Origin of the sequence: Haloglomus salinum (assembly GCF_024298825.1) — an archaeon.
GTDB lineage: Archaea > Halobacteriota > Halobacteria > Halobacteriales > Haloarculaceae > Haloglomus > Haloglomus salinum.
This window is the reverse complement of the sequence record NZ_CP101153.1, coordinates 3,696,011-3,711,679: the sequence shown is the minus strand read 5'-3', so window position 1 is coordinate 3,711,679 and position 15,669 is coordinate 3,696,011. Positions and strand designations below refer to the sequence as shown.

Here is a 15,669-nt window from a genome sequence, read left to right as displayed (position 1 = left end):
CGTTCGGACCCGGTGCTAGCCGGGAGCTATTTACTATCCTCACGAGAGGCGACGCGTATGGCGAGTGAATCCGAAGACGACGGGGGGAAGCAGGACGAGCAGGGCGAGAGCACGGACGACGACCCGGCGCCCGTCGGCGTCAAACTCGGGAGCACGCGGACGGTCGTGGTCCACCCGGACGCCGACGGCAACCTGTCTGTCAGTACGACGCTCACCTGTATCGCCACCTACGAGGACGCCATCACCGGCGAGGAGCGCCTGCTCTACGGCGAGGAGGCCGCACTGGAGTACCCCGACGAGGTGGAGTTCATGCTCCGGTCGGGACTGCCGGAGGACGACGAGCGCGCCGACCTGGCCGAGCGGTTCTTCCGCGAGGTCGTCTCGGCCAACGACGTGGATTCGGACAGCGTCGTGGTCTACGCCATCCCCAGTATCGACAACGAGCAGGGACTGGCGAACCTGGAGCGCGTCATCGACGAGAGCGGCATCGGTGACCACGGCATCCGTTCGTATCCCGAGTCGCTCTGCGGGGCGATTCCGGCGCTGGGCGACGGGCTCGAGGCCGTCGAGGAGATATTCGTCGGTATCAACCTCGGGTCGACGAACATGGAGGCCTCGGCGTACCGACGCGGCGAGCAGTTCTCGCACTTCGCTACCGGCGCCGTCACCGGCAACGAGGTCGACCGCCGTATCGCCAACCTCGTCGAGGAGGAGACGCAGGGCCGGGTCAACATCGACCGCACCACCGCCCGGGAGTACAAGGAGCAACACGCTGACTTCGATTCGTTCGAGCCGTTCACGGATGTCATCCAGCAGCCCGGTGGCGGGAGTCACGAGTTCACCATCGAGCGCAGTGTCATGGACGCGATGGACGAGTACGTCGACGCGGCGGTCGACGAACTCGCGAACACCTTCCTCCCGGAGTTCGCCAACGACTCGATGAAGACGTACAACCTCGCGCTCGACAACCCCGTCGTTCTCACCGGGGGAATGACCTGCATCCCGGGTCTCGTCGACGAGTTCGAGGCGCGCCTGCGCGCGGAACTCCAGCGGGAGGTCGAGGTCATCGCACCGGACGACCCGGTGACGGCGGCGGCCCGCGGCGCACAGCGTATCTCCGACCGCCTCGTCGACCGGGGCGCGTACTGACTCCGTCACCAGCTACGACGTGCCCGCGGACGGGCAGCTATCCCTCGGCGTCGTTCCGGTCCGACGCCTCGTCCACGTGGACGAACTCCTCCCCCCGACTCAGCAGCCTCGCCTGCACACCCTTGTCGACGACATCCGGTTCCCGGTGGATGTCGTACCCCGAGACGCCCTCCATGTAGACCTGGGTGTCGGTCGCCCACAGGAGCGGCTCGAACTCGCCGGTGCCGCGCCGGAGTTCCAGCTGGACTACGAGCCCTCGACGCCGGAGCGACCGGAGCGCGGCCGTCGGCGTTCGCCCGTGTCCGACACCGAGGACCCGCACCCGGTGGTCGTACGTCCGGACGCGGGAGAGGGGGAGGTCGAAGGTGTGTACGAGCGGCGTGGTCATCACCGGCGTCACGCCGAACCGGTGGACCGGTTCCCCGTCGTCCGACCGGTCGATGACACGACAGGGGAGACGGTCCAGCCCGTCGGGAAACGACGGCAGCGCCGTCTCGACGGCCGCCCGGTATCGATGGTCGCCAGTGGACGCCGGGTTCCGGTCTCGGCTCTGGTCCCGCCCCCGGTCGAGCGCCTCGAACACCCGCTCGGGCTCCGTGAAGTCGAATCGCATCCCTCGTCGGAGATGTCCCGCCGAGCGCAAAGAAGCCCACGGCCCGACGGAGGGCGGACACCCTTGCAGCCATGCGGGAGCGCAAGAAGCCTCGTCCGGAGGCGCAAGAAAGAGGGATGTATCGGGCCGAGCTAGAGCAACCGATGCCGGACCGTCGGGCCCGAACCGTGCTCGCGCTGGTGGTCTTCAGCGTCCTGCTCGCGCAGGTCCTCCTCTACCCCGGCGTCGACCGGCTGGTGGGGGCGCTGGGCGCCACCACCGACCTCGACGCGAGCATGTGGTTCCTCGCGGCCGAGTTCGGTGCGTTCGTCCTGTTCGCCGGGCTCTGGGGCGCCGCCAGCGACGCCGCCGGCCGCCGCGTCCCCTTCATCGTCGCGGGGGCGCTGGGTGGCGCGCTCGGCTACGTCGGACTCGCGCTCCTCCCGCAGCTGGTTGCCCCCTCGTTCGAAGTGGTCCTCCTGGTCCGGGCGCTGCAGGGTGCCGCGACCATCGCGCCCTTCTCGCTGGCGATGACGGCGCTGATGGAACTCGACGGCGGTCACGGTCGCAACATGGGAGCCGCTGGTATCGCCATCGGCTCCGGAACGGCGCTGGGCGCACCGCTGGGTGGACAGCTCTACGGCGTGACCCCCCTGCTCCCCCTGTGGGTCGCCGCCGGGGTCCTGCTCGTCGCCGCGGGACTGGCCCTGGCCGTCGGTGAGCCCGCTGCCGGTGCTTCGACGGCAGACGGCACCGACCGGGACCGCGATTCGTTCCGGGAGGTCGTCGCGGGACTCCAGCGGACGCCGGCGCTGGCGGTCCCGTACGCCTTCGGCTTCGTGGACCGGTTGACCGCGGGCTTCTTCGCGCTCGTCGGGACGCTCTACTTCCGGTCGGCGTTCGAGGCCACGCCCGCGACCACGGGCCTCCTGCTCGGGGCCTTCTTCGTCCCGTTCGCACTGCTGCAGTACCCCTTCGGTGTGCTCTCGGACCGTATCGGCCGCACCACACCCATCGTCGCCGGCTCGGCCCTGTACGGGGTCGGCGTGGTGCTTGTCGGCCTCGCCCCGAGCGTCCCGCTCGTCGCGGCGGCGATGGTCACGGTCGGCGTCCTGGGTGCCTTGATGGCGCCCGCGACGATGGCCCTGGTGACCGACCTCGCCGGGAGCGGCGAGCGCGGGGCGGCGATGGGTGGGTTCAACATCTTCGGCAGTATCGGCTTCCTCGTGGGCATCGTCGGCGGCGGGACCGCCGCGGACGCGTTCGGGTTCGAGACGGCGTTCCTGCTCGCCGGCGGGCTCGAACTCCTGCTCGCGCTGGCGACGCTCCCGTTCCTCCTGCGGCTGGATGTGGACCGGCGGGCACTGTTCGCGCGATAGATCGAGAGGAGAGACGGCCGGCGTGTCCTGACCTCAGTTCGTCCGCTCCCGCAGCGACTGCTTCAGGTCCTGGCCCTCCTGCTGGATGTCCTGTTTGAGGTTCTGGAGGAAATCCTCGTCGTTCGAGTCGGTGGACTCGAAGGCGGTCTGGATCATCTCGCCGACGCTCTGACCGGTGTTCTGGACGTCCTCACGGAGTGTCTTGACGACCGACCCGGGGTTGTCGCTGTCGGACTGCGCCTCGTCGAGCAGGTCCTGGAGGCCGTCCTCGGTCTCGTCGAGACGTTGCTGTAGCTCGTCGATGAGTGTCGAACTACTGCTCATTGCATCCGGGTCGAGTGCCGTCGGACTAAAACGTTTTACGGGGGTCGTGGCGGACTATTCTCCCCCGTACCGGCAATAAAACGGCGGTAGACAGTTTCCGTGGTGGGTCGCGAGTCAGTTCCGGCCGCCCCGGTCGCCCATCTCCTCGGCCGCATCGCGGAACATGTCCAGCAGCTCCTTGCGGGTCTGCTGGGTCTCCTCGCCCAGCTCCGCCAGGAGGTCGCTCCCGGGGACGGGGCTGGACTCGTTGAACTCGATGAACAGGTCCTCGAGCGCGGTGTTGGTCTCGTCGGCCGCGTCGATGAGGTCCTGTACGAAGTCCTCCGGGTCGATGTCGGTGCCCTCGAGCAGGTCCGAGAAGGGGCCGTCCTCGAACATCTGGGTCAGCTCCTCGACAGGGTCGTTGTCGTCGTTCGCACTCATGGCGGTCGGGGATAAGGGAACCCGGGTGATAGGTGTGACGACAGGCCCGAAACCTGCGATGCAGTCCCGTACCGGGGCGATACCGGCCCCGTCCAATCGCTCAAATCCGCCTTTGATGCTACGTCGCCTACATGTGATAGCGACCCACACGTTCTGATGTCATGCGTCGGGTGGTCCTCGCGGTGGCGACGGCTGCACTGCTGGTGACTGCTGGCTGCTCCGGGGTCGGAGGCCCGGATGGGGGCGGGTTCGCCGCGAGCGGCGGGGGAAGCGTCGGGCTCGCCGCGGGCGGCGCACAGGACGCTCACGCCTTCCGCGAGAACATCGACGCGGGCTACGTCCCCCAGCCGACGGACATGACCGCTGCCGGGCTCTACCACGACTACTACTTCGATACCGGGAACGGGAGCTGCGACCGGACGTTCTGCCCCTCGGCATCGCCCGCGGTGAGCCGTGACCCGCTCTCCAACGAGACCGAGTACTTCACGACCGTCGGGCTGAACTCCGGCATCTCACAGGCCGCGTTCGAGCGCCCGAAACTGAACCTCGTCGTCGTGGTGGACACCTCCGGGTCGATGTCCGACGAGATGCGTCGCTACTACTACGACGGCGAGGGGGGCACGCCCTCGGGCGAGAGCCCGGAGACGGTGCGCAAGATGCAGGCCGCGAAGCAGGCAGTCGAGACGATGACCGACCGGCTGAACGCGAGCGACCGGGTCGGCATCGTCGCCTACGACGACTCCGCGCGAGTGGTCCAGGAGCTACAGCGCGTCGACGAGGCCGGTGAGGAACGCCTGGACGAGCGCATCGACTCGCTGCGTGCCGACGGCGGAACCAACCTCGACGACGGGATGCGGACTGCGGTGGAGATGGCACAGCAGCGGGCCGACCCCGAGAGCGACCGTGCGACCCGCATCGTCTACGTCACGGACGCGATGCCCAACACCGGACAGACCGACGAGGGCGCGCTGGAGGAGCGGCTCGGCGGGCACGCCGCGAACGGGATACACTCCACCTTCGTCGGGGTCGGCGTCGACTTCAACTCGCGGCTGGTCGAGCAGCTCAACGCCGTCGAGGGCGCGAACCACTACACCGTCCGCTCGGCCGAGGCCTTCCGGGAGCGCATGGACGAGGGGTTCCAGTACATGGTGACGCCGCTCGTCTACGACCTCCGGGTGCAGGTGCAGTCCGACGGGATGGACGTGGCCCGGGTCCACGGGACCCCCGACGCGAACGCGACGAGCGGCGAGGTGATGCACGTGACCACGCTGTTCCCCTCACGGCGTGAGGGGAACCGGACGGAGGGGAGCGTGACCCTCGTCGAGCTGGAACCGACCGGCGACGGCCCGAGGCGGGCGACGCTGGTGGCCACCTACCGGACCCGTGACGGGGAGCGTCACCGGACGACCCGGACGGTCGACCTCCGGGACCGTGAGCCGGAGTTCTTCGCCACCACGGGCGTCCGGAAGGCGGTCGCGCTGGCGCGTTACGCCGAACTCGGGCGGTCGTGGGCGGCCTACGAACGGCGGAAGGCGGCCGGCCGTGGACCGACCACACCCGCCGAGGGCGACGGGATTCCGGCACTCACGGCGACCGGCGGCAGCGAGTGGGAACAGCGCTCGCTCGACCTGCAGGTGTCCCCGGTGTATCGGACCCGGTTCGACCGGTTCGCCGACTACTTCGCCCGCGAGAAGCAGGCGCTGAGGGCCGAACGGATGCAGCGCGACCTCGATATCGTCCGGACGCTCGCCAACGGGACCCGGGCGGGGACGCCGACCGTCACTCCCGGTGAACCGGGCGAGGGCGTGGCCTGACGGCGGTGGGAGCGGGACGGTCACCCGCTCCAGTGGGCCGAGTCAGTCTCCGTGATGCCCGGCGATGTGCATGACGAACTCGAGGCTCGTTCGGTGGTCCTCGGTCGTCAGTCCGGGCTGGTCGCCGGCCGGGTCGGGCAGGCCGCCGAGGTAGTCCTGCAGGTTCGCGGCCGCATCCTCGGTCAGCCAGTCGATGGCCCGGTAGTACTCCAGCGCGTCGTGGGCTCCCTGACTCCCGGCCCGTTCGACGAGGCCCTCCAGCCACCGGAAGATCAGCAACTCGGTCGCCGCCCCCTCCGGAAGCGAGCGCAGGTACGGCCGCTCCTGCGAGCCCGTGCCGGCCAGCGCCAGGGACGCGAGTCCCGGCCGCTCGTTGCGCGGTGCCTGACCACGGGCCGGCGGCTCGCGCCCGGCCGTTTCGGGTCGGCGGGCCGCGGTCGCGCGGGTCCGTCCATCCGAGGCCCTGAGGTGGTCCGGCACCCCGCCCGTGTACTGCTCTTCGCTTGCCGCCGACCGGTCGCCGCGCTCCGACGACTGGTTCGACGCCCCCGGTGGCGTCGCGTCCGGCTGCCGAGGGCCCGTCTCCCCCCACGGGTCCGGCCCCCCAGCGACGGCGGCCCCGCCGTCGGCCCGGTGCGCTCCCCTGTCTCCCCCCGGCCGGTCCTCCCGAGGCGGCTCCGTCCCGTCCTCCGCCGGCCGCGCGACCTGCCGGAGCTCCATCAGGTCGTACTCCTGGGGGCTCAACTGCATGCTATCGTGAGGTGGGCTCCCTCAGTATATAAATTCGGAGTCGGATTCGACGCTCGAAACGGCCCGCCGCCGGTGGGAGCCTGTCCGGTCACTCCAGCCGGTCCAGTGCGCCCGCGACCACCAGCGGGAGCGTGATGGTCGCGTCCGCGTAGACGGAGACGTTCCGTGCTTCCTTCTCCAGTTTCCCCCACGACCGGGCCTCGTCCAGCGTCGCACCGGAGAGGCCGCCGGTCTGTGGTGGGTCCATCGTCAACTGGACGGCGTAGTCGTACGCGCCCGGCGTGACGAGCATCGTCTGGAGGACGTAGTTCTTCGGGACGCCGCCGCCGACGACGAGCGCGCCCGTCTCGTCGGCCTCGTACGCGAGGTCGTTCAGGTCGCTCATGTCCGAGAGCGCATCGAGCGAGAAGCCCGACACCTGCGAGTGGAGCCACGCCTGGAGCCCCAGTACGGAGTCCTGCACCGCCGGGACGTAGATGGGCACGTCGTGTTCGTGGGCGGCCGCGGCGATACCGGCGTCCTCGTCCACGTCGTCCGCGTCGTTCACGCGGGCGTTCGCCGCGCCGAGTGCGTCGGTGAACGCGGCGATGGAGACGACCTCCTCGCCCAGTTCCGGGAACACCTCGTCGCGGAGGTGACTCTCGAACGCCGCGAAATGCTCCTGCGGGAGGTAGACGTTGTAGATGCGGTCGACCCCCTCGTCGCGGAGCTGCTCGTCGTGCTCGCGCTCCGTGCGGTCGGGCGCGTGGACCCGGCCGTGGTGGTGCTTCCCGCCGATGGCCTCGATGGCGTCGTGGGTCAGGTTCGCACCCGTCGTCACGAGCGCGTCGACGTGGCCGTCCCGAATCAGGTCCGCCACGATTGCTCGCATCCCCGCCGGCACCATCGCGCCCGCCAGGCCCATCAGGGTGGTCACATCGTCGTCGAACAGTTCTGCGGTCACGTCGACGGCCTCGTGGAGGTCCGCGGCGCCGATGCCCGCGTCGCCGTACTCCGCGACGAGGTCGGCGACGCTCATCCCCCCGCGCACGTCGACGTGGTCGACAGGGTCGTGGCTGAACTCCTCGCGGGGTGGCTCTTCGTGTGCGTCGTCCGTCGAATCGTCCTCGGTCATACCGGCGATGCGTGCGGCGGGTGTTTGAACGGCGTGGTTGGCCGGGCGGGGGTGGCCGCCTGCCGGGGTCAGTCGCGGAACTGGGCCTCGAACTGTTCGACGCTCGCGTCCGTGCCGGCGACGACCACCTCGTCGGTGGCCTCGAAGACGAACTCGTGTGGGTCGATGTCGGTGACGGTGACGTCGTCGCGCTCCACGGCGAGCACGGTGCAGCCGGTGGTCTCGCGGACGGCAGCGTCCGCCAGCGTCTGCCCGGCGAGGTCGCCGGCCGGAACCTGGACCACCTCGATCCGCTGGTGGTAGCCCAGCACCTCCTCGTCCTCGAAGACGGTCGAGAGGAGCATCCGCCCGCTGACCGTGGCCAGCGACTGGACGTAGTCGGCGCCGGCCCGGTAGAGCTTGGGTTCGTCGGCCTCCTCGTCGGCCCGGGCCACGATGTCGAGGTCCGGGTTGCGGTCGCGCGCGACGAGCGTCGCGAACACGGTCGAGGTGTCGTCGCCGAGTGCGAGGATGAACGCCCGTGCCTCGCCGATGCCGGCGGCGTCGAGTCGCTCCGGTTCCCTCGCGTCGCCGACCACGTCCACCCCCTCGTCCGACTCACGGTCCAGCACCGTCAGCCGGGTGTTGGTGTCGGAGAGTGCCTCGCAGGCGGCCACCCCGGTCTGCCCGAGACCAGCGATGACGACGTGCTGGGGGGCGAGTGGACGGACGCTGGCGGCCGTGGCGTCGCGCAGTCGGTCGAGTTCGGCCTCGCTGCCCGCGACCAGCAATCGGGTCCCCGCCCGGATGATCGTCCCCGGGTCGACGGGCATCCGGAAGTCGGTGTCAACCCACGCGCCGATGACCGTCACGCCGAAGCGGTCGCGGATGCGGGCCTCCCGGAACGACTGGCCGGCGAGGTCGCTCCCCTCGCGGACGGCCAGCTCCACGAGTTCGAAGTTCTCGCCGATGACGACGCCCTCCTCGACGTTGGTGGAGACGGCGGTGGGGACCTGCGCAGCGAGACTCCGGCCCAGCAGCTGCCGGGGCGAGAGGACCTCGTCGGCGCCGGCGATGTAGTGGTACTGTGCGAGGTCCGCGTCCTCGATGAGCGTCACCACGTCGACGTGGGGCGCGACGTCTTGGGCGGTGAGGACGACGCTGGCGCTGATGTCGTCCGGCGCGTCGACGAGGACGGTCCGTGCGTCGACGAGCCCTGCGTTCTCCAGCGTCTCCCGTCGCTCCGGGTCGCCGTGGACGACCGGCACCTCCTCGCGGTGCAACTCGACCGCGGCCTCGCGGTCGGGTTCGACGATGACGTAGTCGTGATTCCGGTTCCGGAGTTCCTCCAGGAACGTCTCGCCGAGCGACGTGTAACCACAGACCACGACGTGGTCGGCCAGGTCCGGCACCGCCGTCGGGGGCTCGACGGCCAGTGCCTCCTGGATCCACGGCACGGCGAACACGTCGACAGCCGTCAGGATGAGCCCGATACCGGTCAGCTGCATCACGACCACGAGCACGTTCATCTGCGGGGTCGCCCACGGCGCGTCCTCGCCGTACCCGGTCGTGGTGAACGTCTGGAAGACGACCTCGACCGACCGGTACAGCGGCTGGGGCCGGCCCTCCCACACCCGCATCCCGGCATTGTAGGTCAGCGTGAACCCGACCGTCACCAGCAGAACGGCGGCGAAGTAGTAGGCTGCACGACGGTTACGCCACACCATGGCGGCGTTACCTCGCCGGGGGTCCTGAACCCACCGCCCTGGGATTGGGTCGCCCGCCGGACCCGACCGCGGGCGTTCGTCCGACCACCGGTTTCCGTAGGTCTTTCCGGCCGCCGCCCCTCGATTCGGCTATGCGAACCGTCGACGCGGCCGGCCTGGCCATCGGCGACGACCAGCCCACCCGCATCATGGGTGTGCTGAACGTCTCGAAGGAGTCCCCGTACAAGCCCAGCGTGTTCGACGACCCCGGCGCAGCGGCAGAGTACGTGGACGAGGCGCTCATCGGTGAGGGCGCCGACATCGTCGACGTGGGCCTGGAATCCGCGAACAAGCGCCTCGAGGTCCTGTCGGCCGAGGAGGAGCTCGACCGCCTCGATACGGCCGTCGACACCATCCAGTCCGTCTCCGGCGACGCCGTCTTCTCCATCGAGACACGCTACCACGAGGTCGCCGAAGCCGCTCTCGACCGCGGGTTCGACATGGTCAACGACATCTGTGGTTTCGCCGACCCCGAGATGCCGCGTGTCTGCGAGGAGTACGACGTGGCCGTCGGCAAGATGGCCTCGCCGCCGGACCTCGAACGCCCCGGTGCTGTGGAGGAAGTCGATGACATCTACGAGGCCCTGTCGATGAACGGGTTCACGGACAAGACCATCGTCGACCCGGCCTTCGGCGGCTGGTCCGAGTCCAAGACCCTCGAGAACGACCGCGAGACGTTCCGGCGGCTCCGGGAGTTCCGGGGGTACGGCCGCCCCATCCTCGTCTCCATCAACCGGAAGAACTTTCTCCGCGACCTGGCCGGCCGCGACACCGAGGCGGCCCTGCCGGTGTCACTGGCCGCGACCGCGATGGCCATCGAACGCGGGGCCCACGTCGTCCGCACACACGACGTGGCCGAGACCCGCGACGCCGCGCTCGTCGGCGACGCGTTCACGCCGGACCGCCTGCGGGACGCGTCCGCTGGCGTCGAGGAACTGGACGCACGGACGCCGGCGGAGGTGCAGCGACACCTGAACCGGCTCGGTGCGCCAGCGGACATCGACCACGCCGCCCGTGCTGCGACCCGCGTGTTCGAACTGTCGGGGTTGAGCGAGCGGGACCGCGCGACGCTGACGGCCCCACCCGTGGGAGCCGGCTTCGCGCCCGGGAGCGAGACGGGGACCGGCGTCCTCTACGGGACGCCCGCGGCACTCCGGTCGGTCGTCCGCGAGGTGGACGGCTCCGACCGACTACGGGCGGCGCTGGAGCGTATCGAGGATGCGCTATGAGTTATCGATATAATGCCTGCGTAAATCGAGAATAATCGAAATAGTCTGGGATTCTCGGAACTATCCGACAAGTAATCGGATATTGTAGGCAGTGGCGAACGCCCCGACCACGGCGAGGAAGACAGGTGGCGTGTAGTAGAGCATCCGGTCGTGGTCGCGGGTCGCGTAGATGCTGACGGCGATACCGAACAGCATGGCCACGAGTTTCAGGCCGATGAGGCCGGCCTCGCCGAACGCGTCGATGGCTGTGGCCATGGCCACGTTCCCCTCGGCCACGGTCTGTGAGTGCTTGACGATCGCGAGTGTGGTCACGCTGTCACCGACGACGTACGTGGCCGTGGCGATGAGCCACAGCCTGGCGAACTCCTCCGTGCAGAAGCGCCCGAGCGAGGAGAGCTCACCCACCCGGCCCACCACACCTGCTCCGTCGTCCGCATCGGTCCCGACGCTCATTCAACTACCCGTTCGTTACCGGTACTTGAAAGCCCCCCGACCGTTCTCCCAGCGTGAAAACACACGTCCGACAGGGGTCCGACGCCCGAACGCCAGGTATCAGCGCTCGGACGAGAAAACTTATGACATCCCCACGACAACGCGCAGGTGGAAGCCGGAGGGCACACCGGGTAGGGGTACCTTGGTGCCCTTCGGCCCGCAACCTATCTGCGGAGTCACAGCAGTCTCGGAGCTACAGGTCCAGCAATGCACTTCGAACAGTGGAACCCCGTCTACGAACGACTCCTCGCCGACCTCGGCTACGACCGGGGCGGCGACGAGCGAGCCCGCGACCGACTGGCCGCGCTGGCGACCCCCTTCGATATCGGTCCCCTCCGCGAGCAGGTGTCGGGGGCGACCGTCGCCGTGGCCGGCGGCGCCGAGCGACTGGTCGACGAACTCGATGTCGCCCGGGACGCCGAGGTGGTGTTCGCGGCCTCCGTCGCGGCCGACACCTGCCGTGAGTACGGTGTCACCGTCGACTGCATGGTGACCGACCTCGACAAGAACCCCGACACGGTCCGACGGTTGACCTACGAGGGCGTCCCGGTGGCCGCGCACGCCCACGGTGACAACCTCGGCCTCGTCGAGTCGGTCGTGCCGGACTGTGCCCCCGACGCGCTCCTCCCCACGACGCAGGCCGCGCCCGTGGGGCCGGTCCGGAACTTCGGCGGGTTCACGGACGGCGACCGGGCGGCCTTCCTCGCCGACCACCTCGGCGCCGACAGCCTGCGGTTCCCGGGCTGGGACCTCCGGGACCCGACGGTCGGCGCGGAGAAGCACGCGAAACTCGACTGGGCCGCGCGCCTCCTCCGCTGGCTGGAGCGCCGTCGCGACGAGACGTTCGCGCCGCTGGACGGGCGCCGTCCGGCGCTCGATGCCGACCCACTCACGCCGCCGTATGCCGACTGACGGGTCGGCGCGCCCGTCCGGAAGCCACCCTGCATAAACGAACCCGATAAAACGAGACACATCACTTAACAGTGGTAACACCGAAGCGGACCATCGACACCGATGGCTGAACAGGCAGTCGAGTCGGGAGCCGACGAGCGCCGTGTCGCGGCGCCGGATGGCGGTTCCGTGCCGGCGGATGCGGGCGCGAGCGGCCCGCCGGACGACGGAGCAGCCGGCAGCGACGGCTCCGAACACTCCGTTCGGACCGTCGCCATCGCCGTCACCGCGGGTGTCTTCCTCGGCGGCGTCGCCACCGGCGTCGCCTTCCCGACGCTTCCGTTGCTCGACCGCGTGCTGGGCATCTCCGCGGTGATGCTCGGCGTCATCCTCGCGGCCAACCGCATCGCCCGGCTCGTCATGAACACGCCCGCTGGGCAGCTCATCGACGAGCGCGGCGCTCGCAAGCCCATGATAGCCGGCCTGTTCGTCCAGGGCCTCGCTCCCTTCGGCTACGTCGTCGGCCTTTACACGCCGGCCGTCGACCTCGCGACGCTCCCGGTGGTCGGGACCGTCTCGGCGCCGGGGCTCGTCTTCGTCCTCGCCCGGGCCTTCTGGGGCGTCGGCTCGGCGTTCGTCTTCGTCGGCGCGTTCGCCATCATCACCGGCATCACGACCCGGGAGACCCGCGGGAAGTGGACGGGCTACATGCGGGGCGGGCAGTCGCTCGGCTTCCCGGCCGGCCTCGTCGTCGGCGGTGTCCTCACGGACGTGTTCGACGTGCAGACCGCCTTCCTCACCGCGGGGACCCTCGCGCTGCTGGCGGGCGTCGTCGCCTTCGTGGTCCTCCCCGACGTGCGGGCGAGTGCCGGCGCACGCGTGCCACTGCGTGAACTGCCCGGACTCGCGCGCTCGACGCCCGGCGTCGTCCCGGTCGGAATCGCCAACGGGACCATCCGCTTCCTGTTCGGCGGCATCCTCCTGACGACCGCCGTCAAGTACGCTGCCGAACTCGAACTGCAGGTCGGCGTCCTCACGGCGGCCGGCGTCAGCGGCCTCGTCATGGGCGGGGGCGTCGTCGTCTCCTCCATCTCGACGGTCGTGAGCGGTCATCTCTCCGACCGCGTCGAGCACCGGGCGCTGGTGACCTTGCCCGCGTTCGCGCTGCTCGCGGCCGGCTTCGCCGCGCTCGCCCTCGTCCCCTCGTTCCTCGGCGTTGCCGCGGGCGTCGCACTCGTCGGGGCCGGGACGGGCGGCTCCGGCCCGGCGCTGCTCGCCACACTCGGCGACCTCTCCCCGACCGGTGAGACCGGCAAGTTCGGCGGCCTCTACAACGTGTTCGGCGACATCGGCCTCTCGCTCGGCCCGCTCGTCGCGTTCCCCGCCGTCACGGCGGTCGGGTACGACCTCACCTACCTCGCGTGTGCGGGGCTGGCGGTGGGTTGTCTCCTGCTCGTGAACGCGACACTGCTCGGCACGGAAACCGACAGCGACTCGGTTCCCGACGAGGAATCCGCTGGAAACGTCGCGTCGGACCCCGACACGCTCGACCCCGACACGCTCGACCCCGACACCTACGATGACTGACGCTACCCCACCGACAGACGCCGACGCACGCACCGACACGCAGAGCACCTCGACGGCGCCCCCCGTTCACCGCATCGAGACGACCGTCGACTGGCCGCCGGGCCACGCCGCCTGCTACCTCGTCGACGCCGAGGAGCCGGTTCTCGTGGACGCCGGTGCCCCCGAGGACCGCGGCGCCGAGGAGCTCCGCGAGGGGCTCGACGCGCACGGCTTCGAGCCCGCGGACATCGCGCACGTCCTCGTCACCCATCCACATACGGACCACGATGGGCAGGTGTCGAACCTCCTCGACGCGGGCGACCCGACGGTGTACGCGCCTGCTGCGGCCGTCGAGCGCCTGGAACGCGACCCGGACGACCTCCACGAGGTCGTCACGGAGAACGCCCGCGTGGTCGGTGTTCCCGAGGGGCTCCGCGAGTACGTCGTCTCGCAGGCCGTCGAGTCGCTCAAGCGCAACGCCCGCTACTGCCCGCCCGAGGCCGTCGATGTGCGCCTCGCGGCGGGTGACGCGTTCGATGCCGGCGGCGTCACCTTCGAGAGCATCCACTGTCCCGGTCACCAGGCCGACCAGTTCGCCTTCGCCGCCACACTCGGGCCGGACGCCGACGGCGCCGATGCCGACGCGGGCGAGCGCGTCCTCTTCTCGGCCGACGCGGTCATCGAGCCGTTCCGTGCGGCCGCCCTCCACGCCGGGCTCGATGGCGGTACCTTCGACTCCATCAGCGCCTCCTACCGGTGTTACGGCTCGCTCCAGTCGTACTCGTTCGACCGCGTCTACCCGGGGCACGGTCCCGTCTTCACGGACTACTCGGGCGCCGTCGAGCGCTCCCTCGAGAGCCTCGACGACCTGCTCGACGATGTCGAGTCGACGCTCGCGGAGGTCGGCCCGGCGCCGGCCTTCGAGGTGGCGAACACCCGCGCCGACATCGCGGAGGAGCCCTACGTCCTGTTCGAGACCATCGGCGCGTGCGCGGAACTGGTCGAGCGGGGCCGCGCGACCGACCGGATGGACGATGGCGTGCGCGTGTTCTCGGCCTGACCCGTCCCATCACATCCCCTCGCGTCTCGTCGACCTCGGTTCGGTCCCCGGGTGCCGTCCCGATTCAGAACCGTTTTGCGTACCCGTAGCACACGAAGGGGTAATGACGACGAAGGTTGGCATCCTCGGTGCGACGGGCGCCGTGGGCCAGCGCCTCATCCAGCTGCTCGAACCGCACCCTGACTTCGAGATCGCCGCGCTCACCGCGTCGGCCGACTCCGCCGGCGAGACGTACCGCGACGCCGCGAAGTGGCGCGTCAACTCGCCCATTCCGGCATCCGTCGCAGACCTGACCGTCTCCGCCACCGACCCGAGCGAGGTCCCCGACGACGTGAGCCTCATCTTCTCCTCGCTCCCGTCCAGTGTCGGCGAACAGGTCGAACCCGAGTTCTGCGAGGCCGGCTACGTGGTCTCCTCGAACTCCTCGAACGCGCGGATGGCCGACGACGTGCCCCTCGTCATCCCCGAGGTCAACGGCGACCACGTCGGCCTCCTCGAGGTCCAGCGAGACGAGCGCGGCTGGGACGGCGCGCTCCTGAAGAACCCCAACTGCTCGACCATCACGATGGTCCCGACGCTGGCCGCGCTCGACCAGTTCGGCCTCGAATCGGTGCGCGTCTCGACGCTGCAGGCCGTCTCCGGCGCCGGCTACTCCGGCGTCACCTCGATGGAGATCATCGACAACGCCATCCCGCACATCGGCGGCGAGGAGCAGAAGATGGAGACCGAGACGACGAAGCTGCTGGGCACGTTCGATGGCAGCGAGGTCCACCTCCACGACGTGGACGTGGCGGCCTCCTGCAACCGCATCGCGACCCTCGACGGCCACCTCGAGAACGTCTGGGCCGACACCGCCGAGGACCTGACCCCCGACCAGGCCGCCGACGCGATGGCCGAACTGCCGGGTGCTGACCTCCCCTCCTCGCCCGAGCGGATGATAAAGGTGTTCGAGGAGCCCGACCGCCCCCAGCCCCGCCTCGACCGGATGCTCGACGACGGGATGGCCGTCTCCGCGGGCGGCATCCGCAGCACGACGACCGGCATCCAGTTCAACTGTCTCGCGCACAACACGATGCGTGGCGCCGCCGGCGCGAGCGTGCTGAACGGCGAGCTGCTGCTGGCGGAAGGCTACCTGTAGCCC

General features: G+C 69.9%; 15 protein-coding genes. 8 read left to right on the top strand and 7 right to left on the bottom strand.

From position 1 onward, the window contains the following. Positions 1–57: 57 nt before the first annotated feature. Positions 58–1,149 carry an actin-like salactin gene (locus NL115_RS18150; RefSeq protein WP_254830734.1) on the top strand — a complete coding sequence of 364 codons (1,092 nt, stop codon included), beginning with the start codon at positions 58–60 and terminating at the stop codon, positions 1,147–1,149. A 37-nt stretch (positions 1,150–1,186) separates the two neighbouring features. Here NL115_RS18150 and NL115_RS18145 read toward each other — a convergent pair whose 3' ends face one another. After that, a complete protein-coding gene (locus NL115_RS18145; RefSeq protein WP_254830732.1) occupies positions 1,187–1,762 on the bottom strand; it encodes a hypothetical protein in 576 nt (191 codons plus the stop codon). Between the two features lie 143 nt (positions 1,763–1,905). Here NL115_RS18145 and NL115_RS18140 point away from each other — a divergent pair, with 143 nt between their 5' ends. Further along, a complete protein-coding gene (locus tag NL115_RS18140) occupies positions 1,906–3,120 on the top strand; it encodes an MFS transporter (RefSeq protein WP_254830731.1) in 1,215 nt (404 codons plus the stop codon). 33 nt (positions 3,121–3,153) lie between these two features. Here the strand turns inward: NL115_RS18140 and NL115_RS18135 are convergent, their stop codons facing one another. Both NL115_RS18135 and NL115_RS18130 read right to left on the bottom strand, forming a co-directional pair. Next, a complete protein-coding gene (locus tag NL115_RS18135) occupies positions 3,154–3,444 on the bottom strand; it encodes a hypothetical protein (RefSeq protein ID WP_254830730.1) in 291 nt (96 codons plus the stop codon). A gap of 114 nt (positions 3,445–3,558) precedes the next feature. Continuing rightward, positions 3,559–3,867, bottom strand: a complete 309-nt coding sequence (locus tag NL115_RS18130; RefSeq protein WP_254830729.1) for a hypothetical protein — start codon at positions 3,865–3,867, stop codon at positions 3,559–3,561. 161 nt (positions 3,868–4,028) lie between these two features. On the opposite strand from NL115_RS18130, the gene NL115_RS18125 reads away from it, so the two are divergent. Beyond that, entirely contained in the window at positions 4,029–5,681 is a 1,653-nt protein-coding gene (locus NL115_RS18125) for a vWA domain-containing protein (protein WP_254830728.1), read from the top strand. Between the two features lie 42 nt (positions 5,682–5,723). On the opposite strand, the gene NL115_RS18120 is transcribed toward NL115_RS18125, so the two are convergent. The 3 genes from NL115_RS18120 to NL115_RS18110 form a co-directional block, all read right to left on the bottom strand. Next, positions 5,724–6,431: a FlaD/FlaE family flagellar protein gene (locus tag NL115_RS18120; protein WP_254830727.1), complete on the bottom strand. Its 708-nt coding sequence runs from the start codon at positions 6,429–6,431 to the stop codon at positions 5,724–5,726. An 88-nt stretch (positions 6,432–6,519) separates the two neighbouring features. Next, entirely contained in the window at positions 6,520–7,545 is a 1,026-nt protein-coding gene (locus NL115_RS18115) for a deoxyhypusine synthase (protein WP_254830726.1), read from the bottom strand. Positions 7,546–7,613: 68 nt separating this feature from the next. Next, positions 7,614–9,251, bottom strand: a complete 1,638-nt coding sequence (locus NL115_RS18110) for a potassium channel family protein (RefSeq protein ID WP_254830725.1) — start codon at positions 9,249–9,251, stop codon at positions 7,614–7,616. 131 nt (positions 9,252–9,382) lie between these two features. Here NL115_RS18110 and folP point away from each other — a divergent pair, with 131 nt between their 5' ends. Beyond that, positions 9,383–10,519: a dihydropteroate synthase gene (gene folP / locus NL115_RS18105; protein WP_254830724.1), complete on the top strand. Its 1,137-nt coding sequence runs from the start codon at positions 9,383–9,385 to the stop codon at positions 10,517–10,519. 60 nt (positions 10,520–10,579) lie between these two features. On the opposite strand, the gene NL115_RS18100 is transcribed toward folP, so the two are convergent. After that, positions 10,580–10,972, bottom strand: a complete 393-nt coding sequence (locus NL115_RS18100) for a DUF5658 family protein (RefSeq protein WP_254830723.1) — start codon at positions 10,970–10,972, stop codon at positions 10,580–10,582. Between the two features lie 246 nt (positions 10,973–11,218). On the opposite strand from NL115_RS18100, the gene NL115_RS18095 reads away from it, so the two are divergent. The 4 genes from NL115_RS18095 to asd all read left to right on the top strand — a co-directional run bounded on the left by NL115_RS18095 (position 11,219) and on the right by asd (position 15,666). Next, on the top strand, positions 11,219–11,923 hold the full coding sequence (locus NL115_RS18095; RefSeq protein WP_254830722.1) for a 6-hydroxymethylpterin diphosphokinase MptE-like protein: 705 nt from the start codon (positions 11,219–11,221) through the stop codon (positions 11,921–11,923). 102 nt (positions 11,924–12,025) lie between these two features. Then, positions 12,026–13,489 (top strand): MFS transporter, encoded by a 1,464-nt coding sequence (locus tag NL115_RS18090; protein ID WP_254830721.1) that lies wholly within the window; start codon positions 12,026–12,028, stop codon positions 13,487–13,489. Then, positions 13,482–14,528 (top strand): MBL fold metallo-hydrolase, encoded by a 1,047-nt coding sequence (locus NL115_RS18085; RefSeq protein ID WP_254830720.1) that lies wholly within the window; start codon positions 13,482–13,484, stop codon positions 14,526–14,528. Before NL115_RS18090 ends, NL115_RS18085 begins: the two co-directional genes overlap by 8 nt. Before the next feature lie 103 nt (positions 14,529–14,631). Beyond that, entirely contained in the window at positions 14,632–15,666 is a 1,035-nt protein-coding gene (asd, locus tag NL115_RS18080; RefSeq protein WP_254830719.1) for an aspartate-semialdehyde dehydrogenase, read from the top strand. The last annotated feature ends 3 nt before the right edge of the window (positions 15,667–15,669 follow it).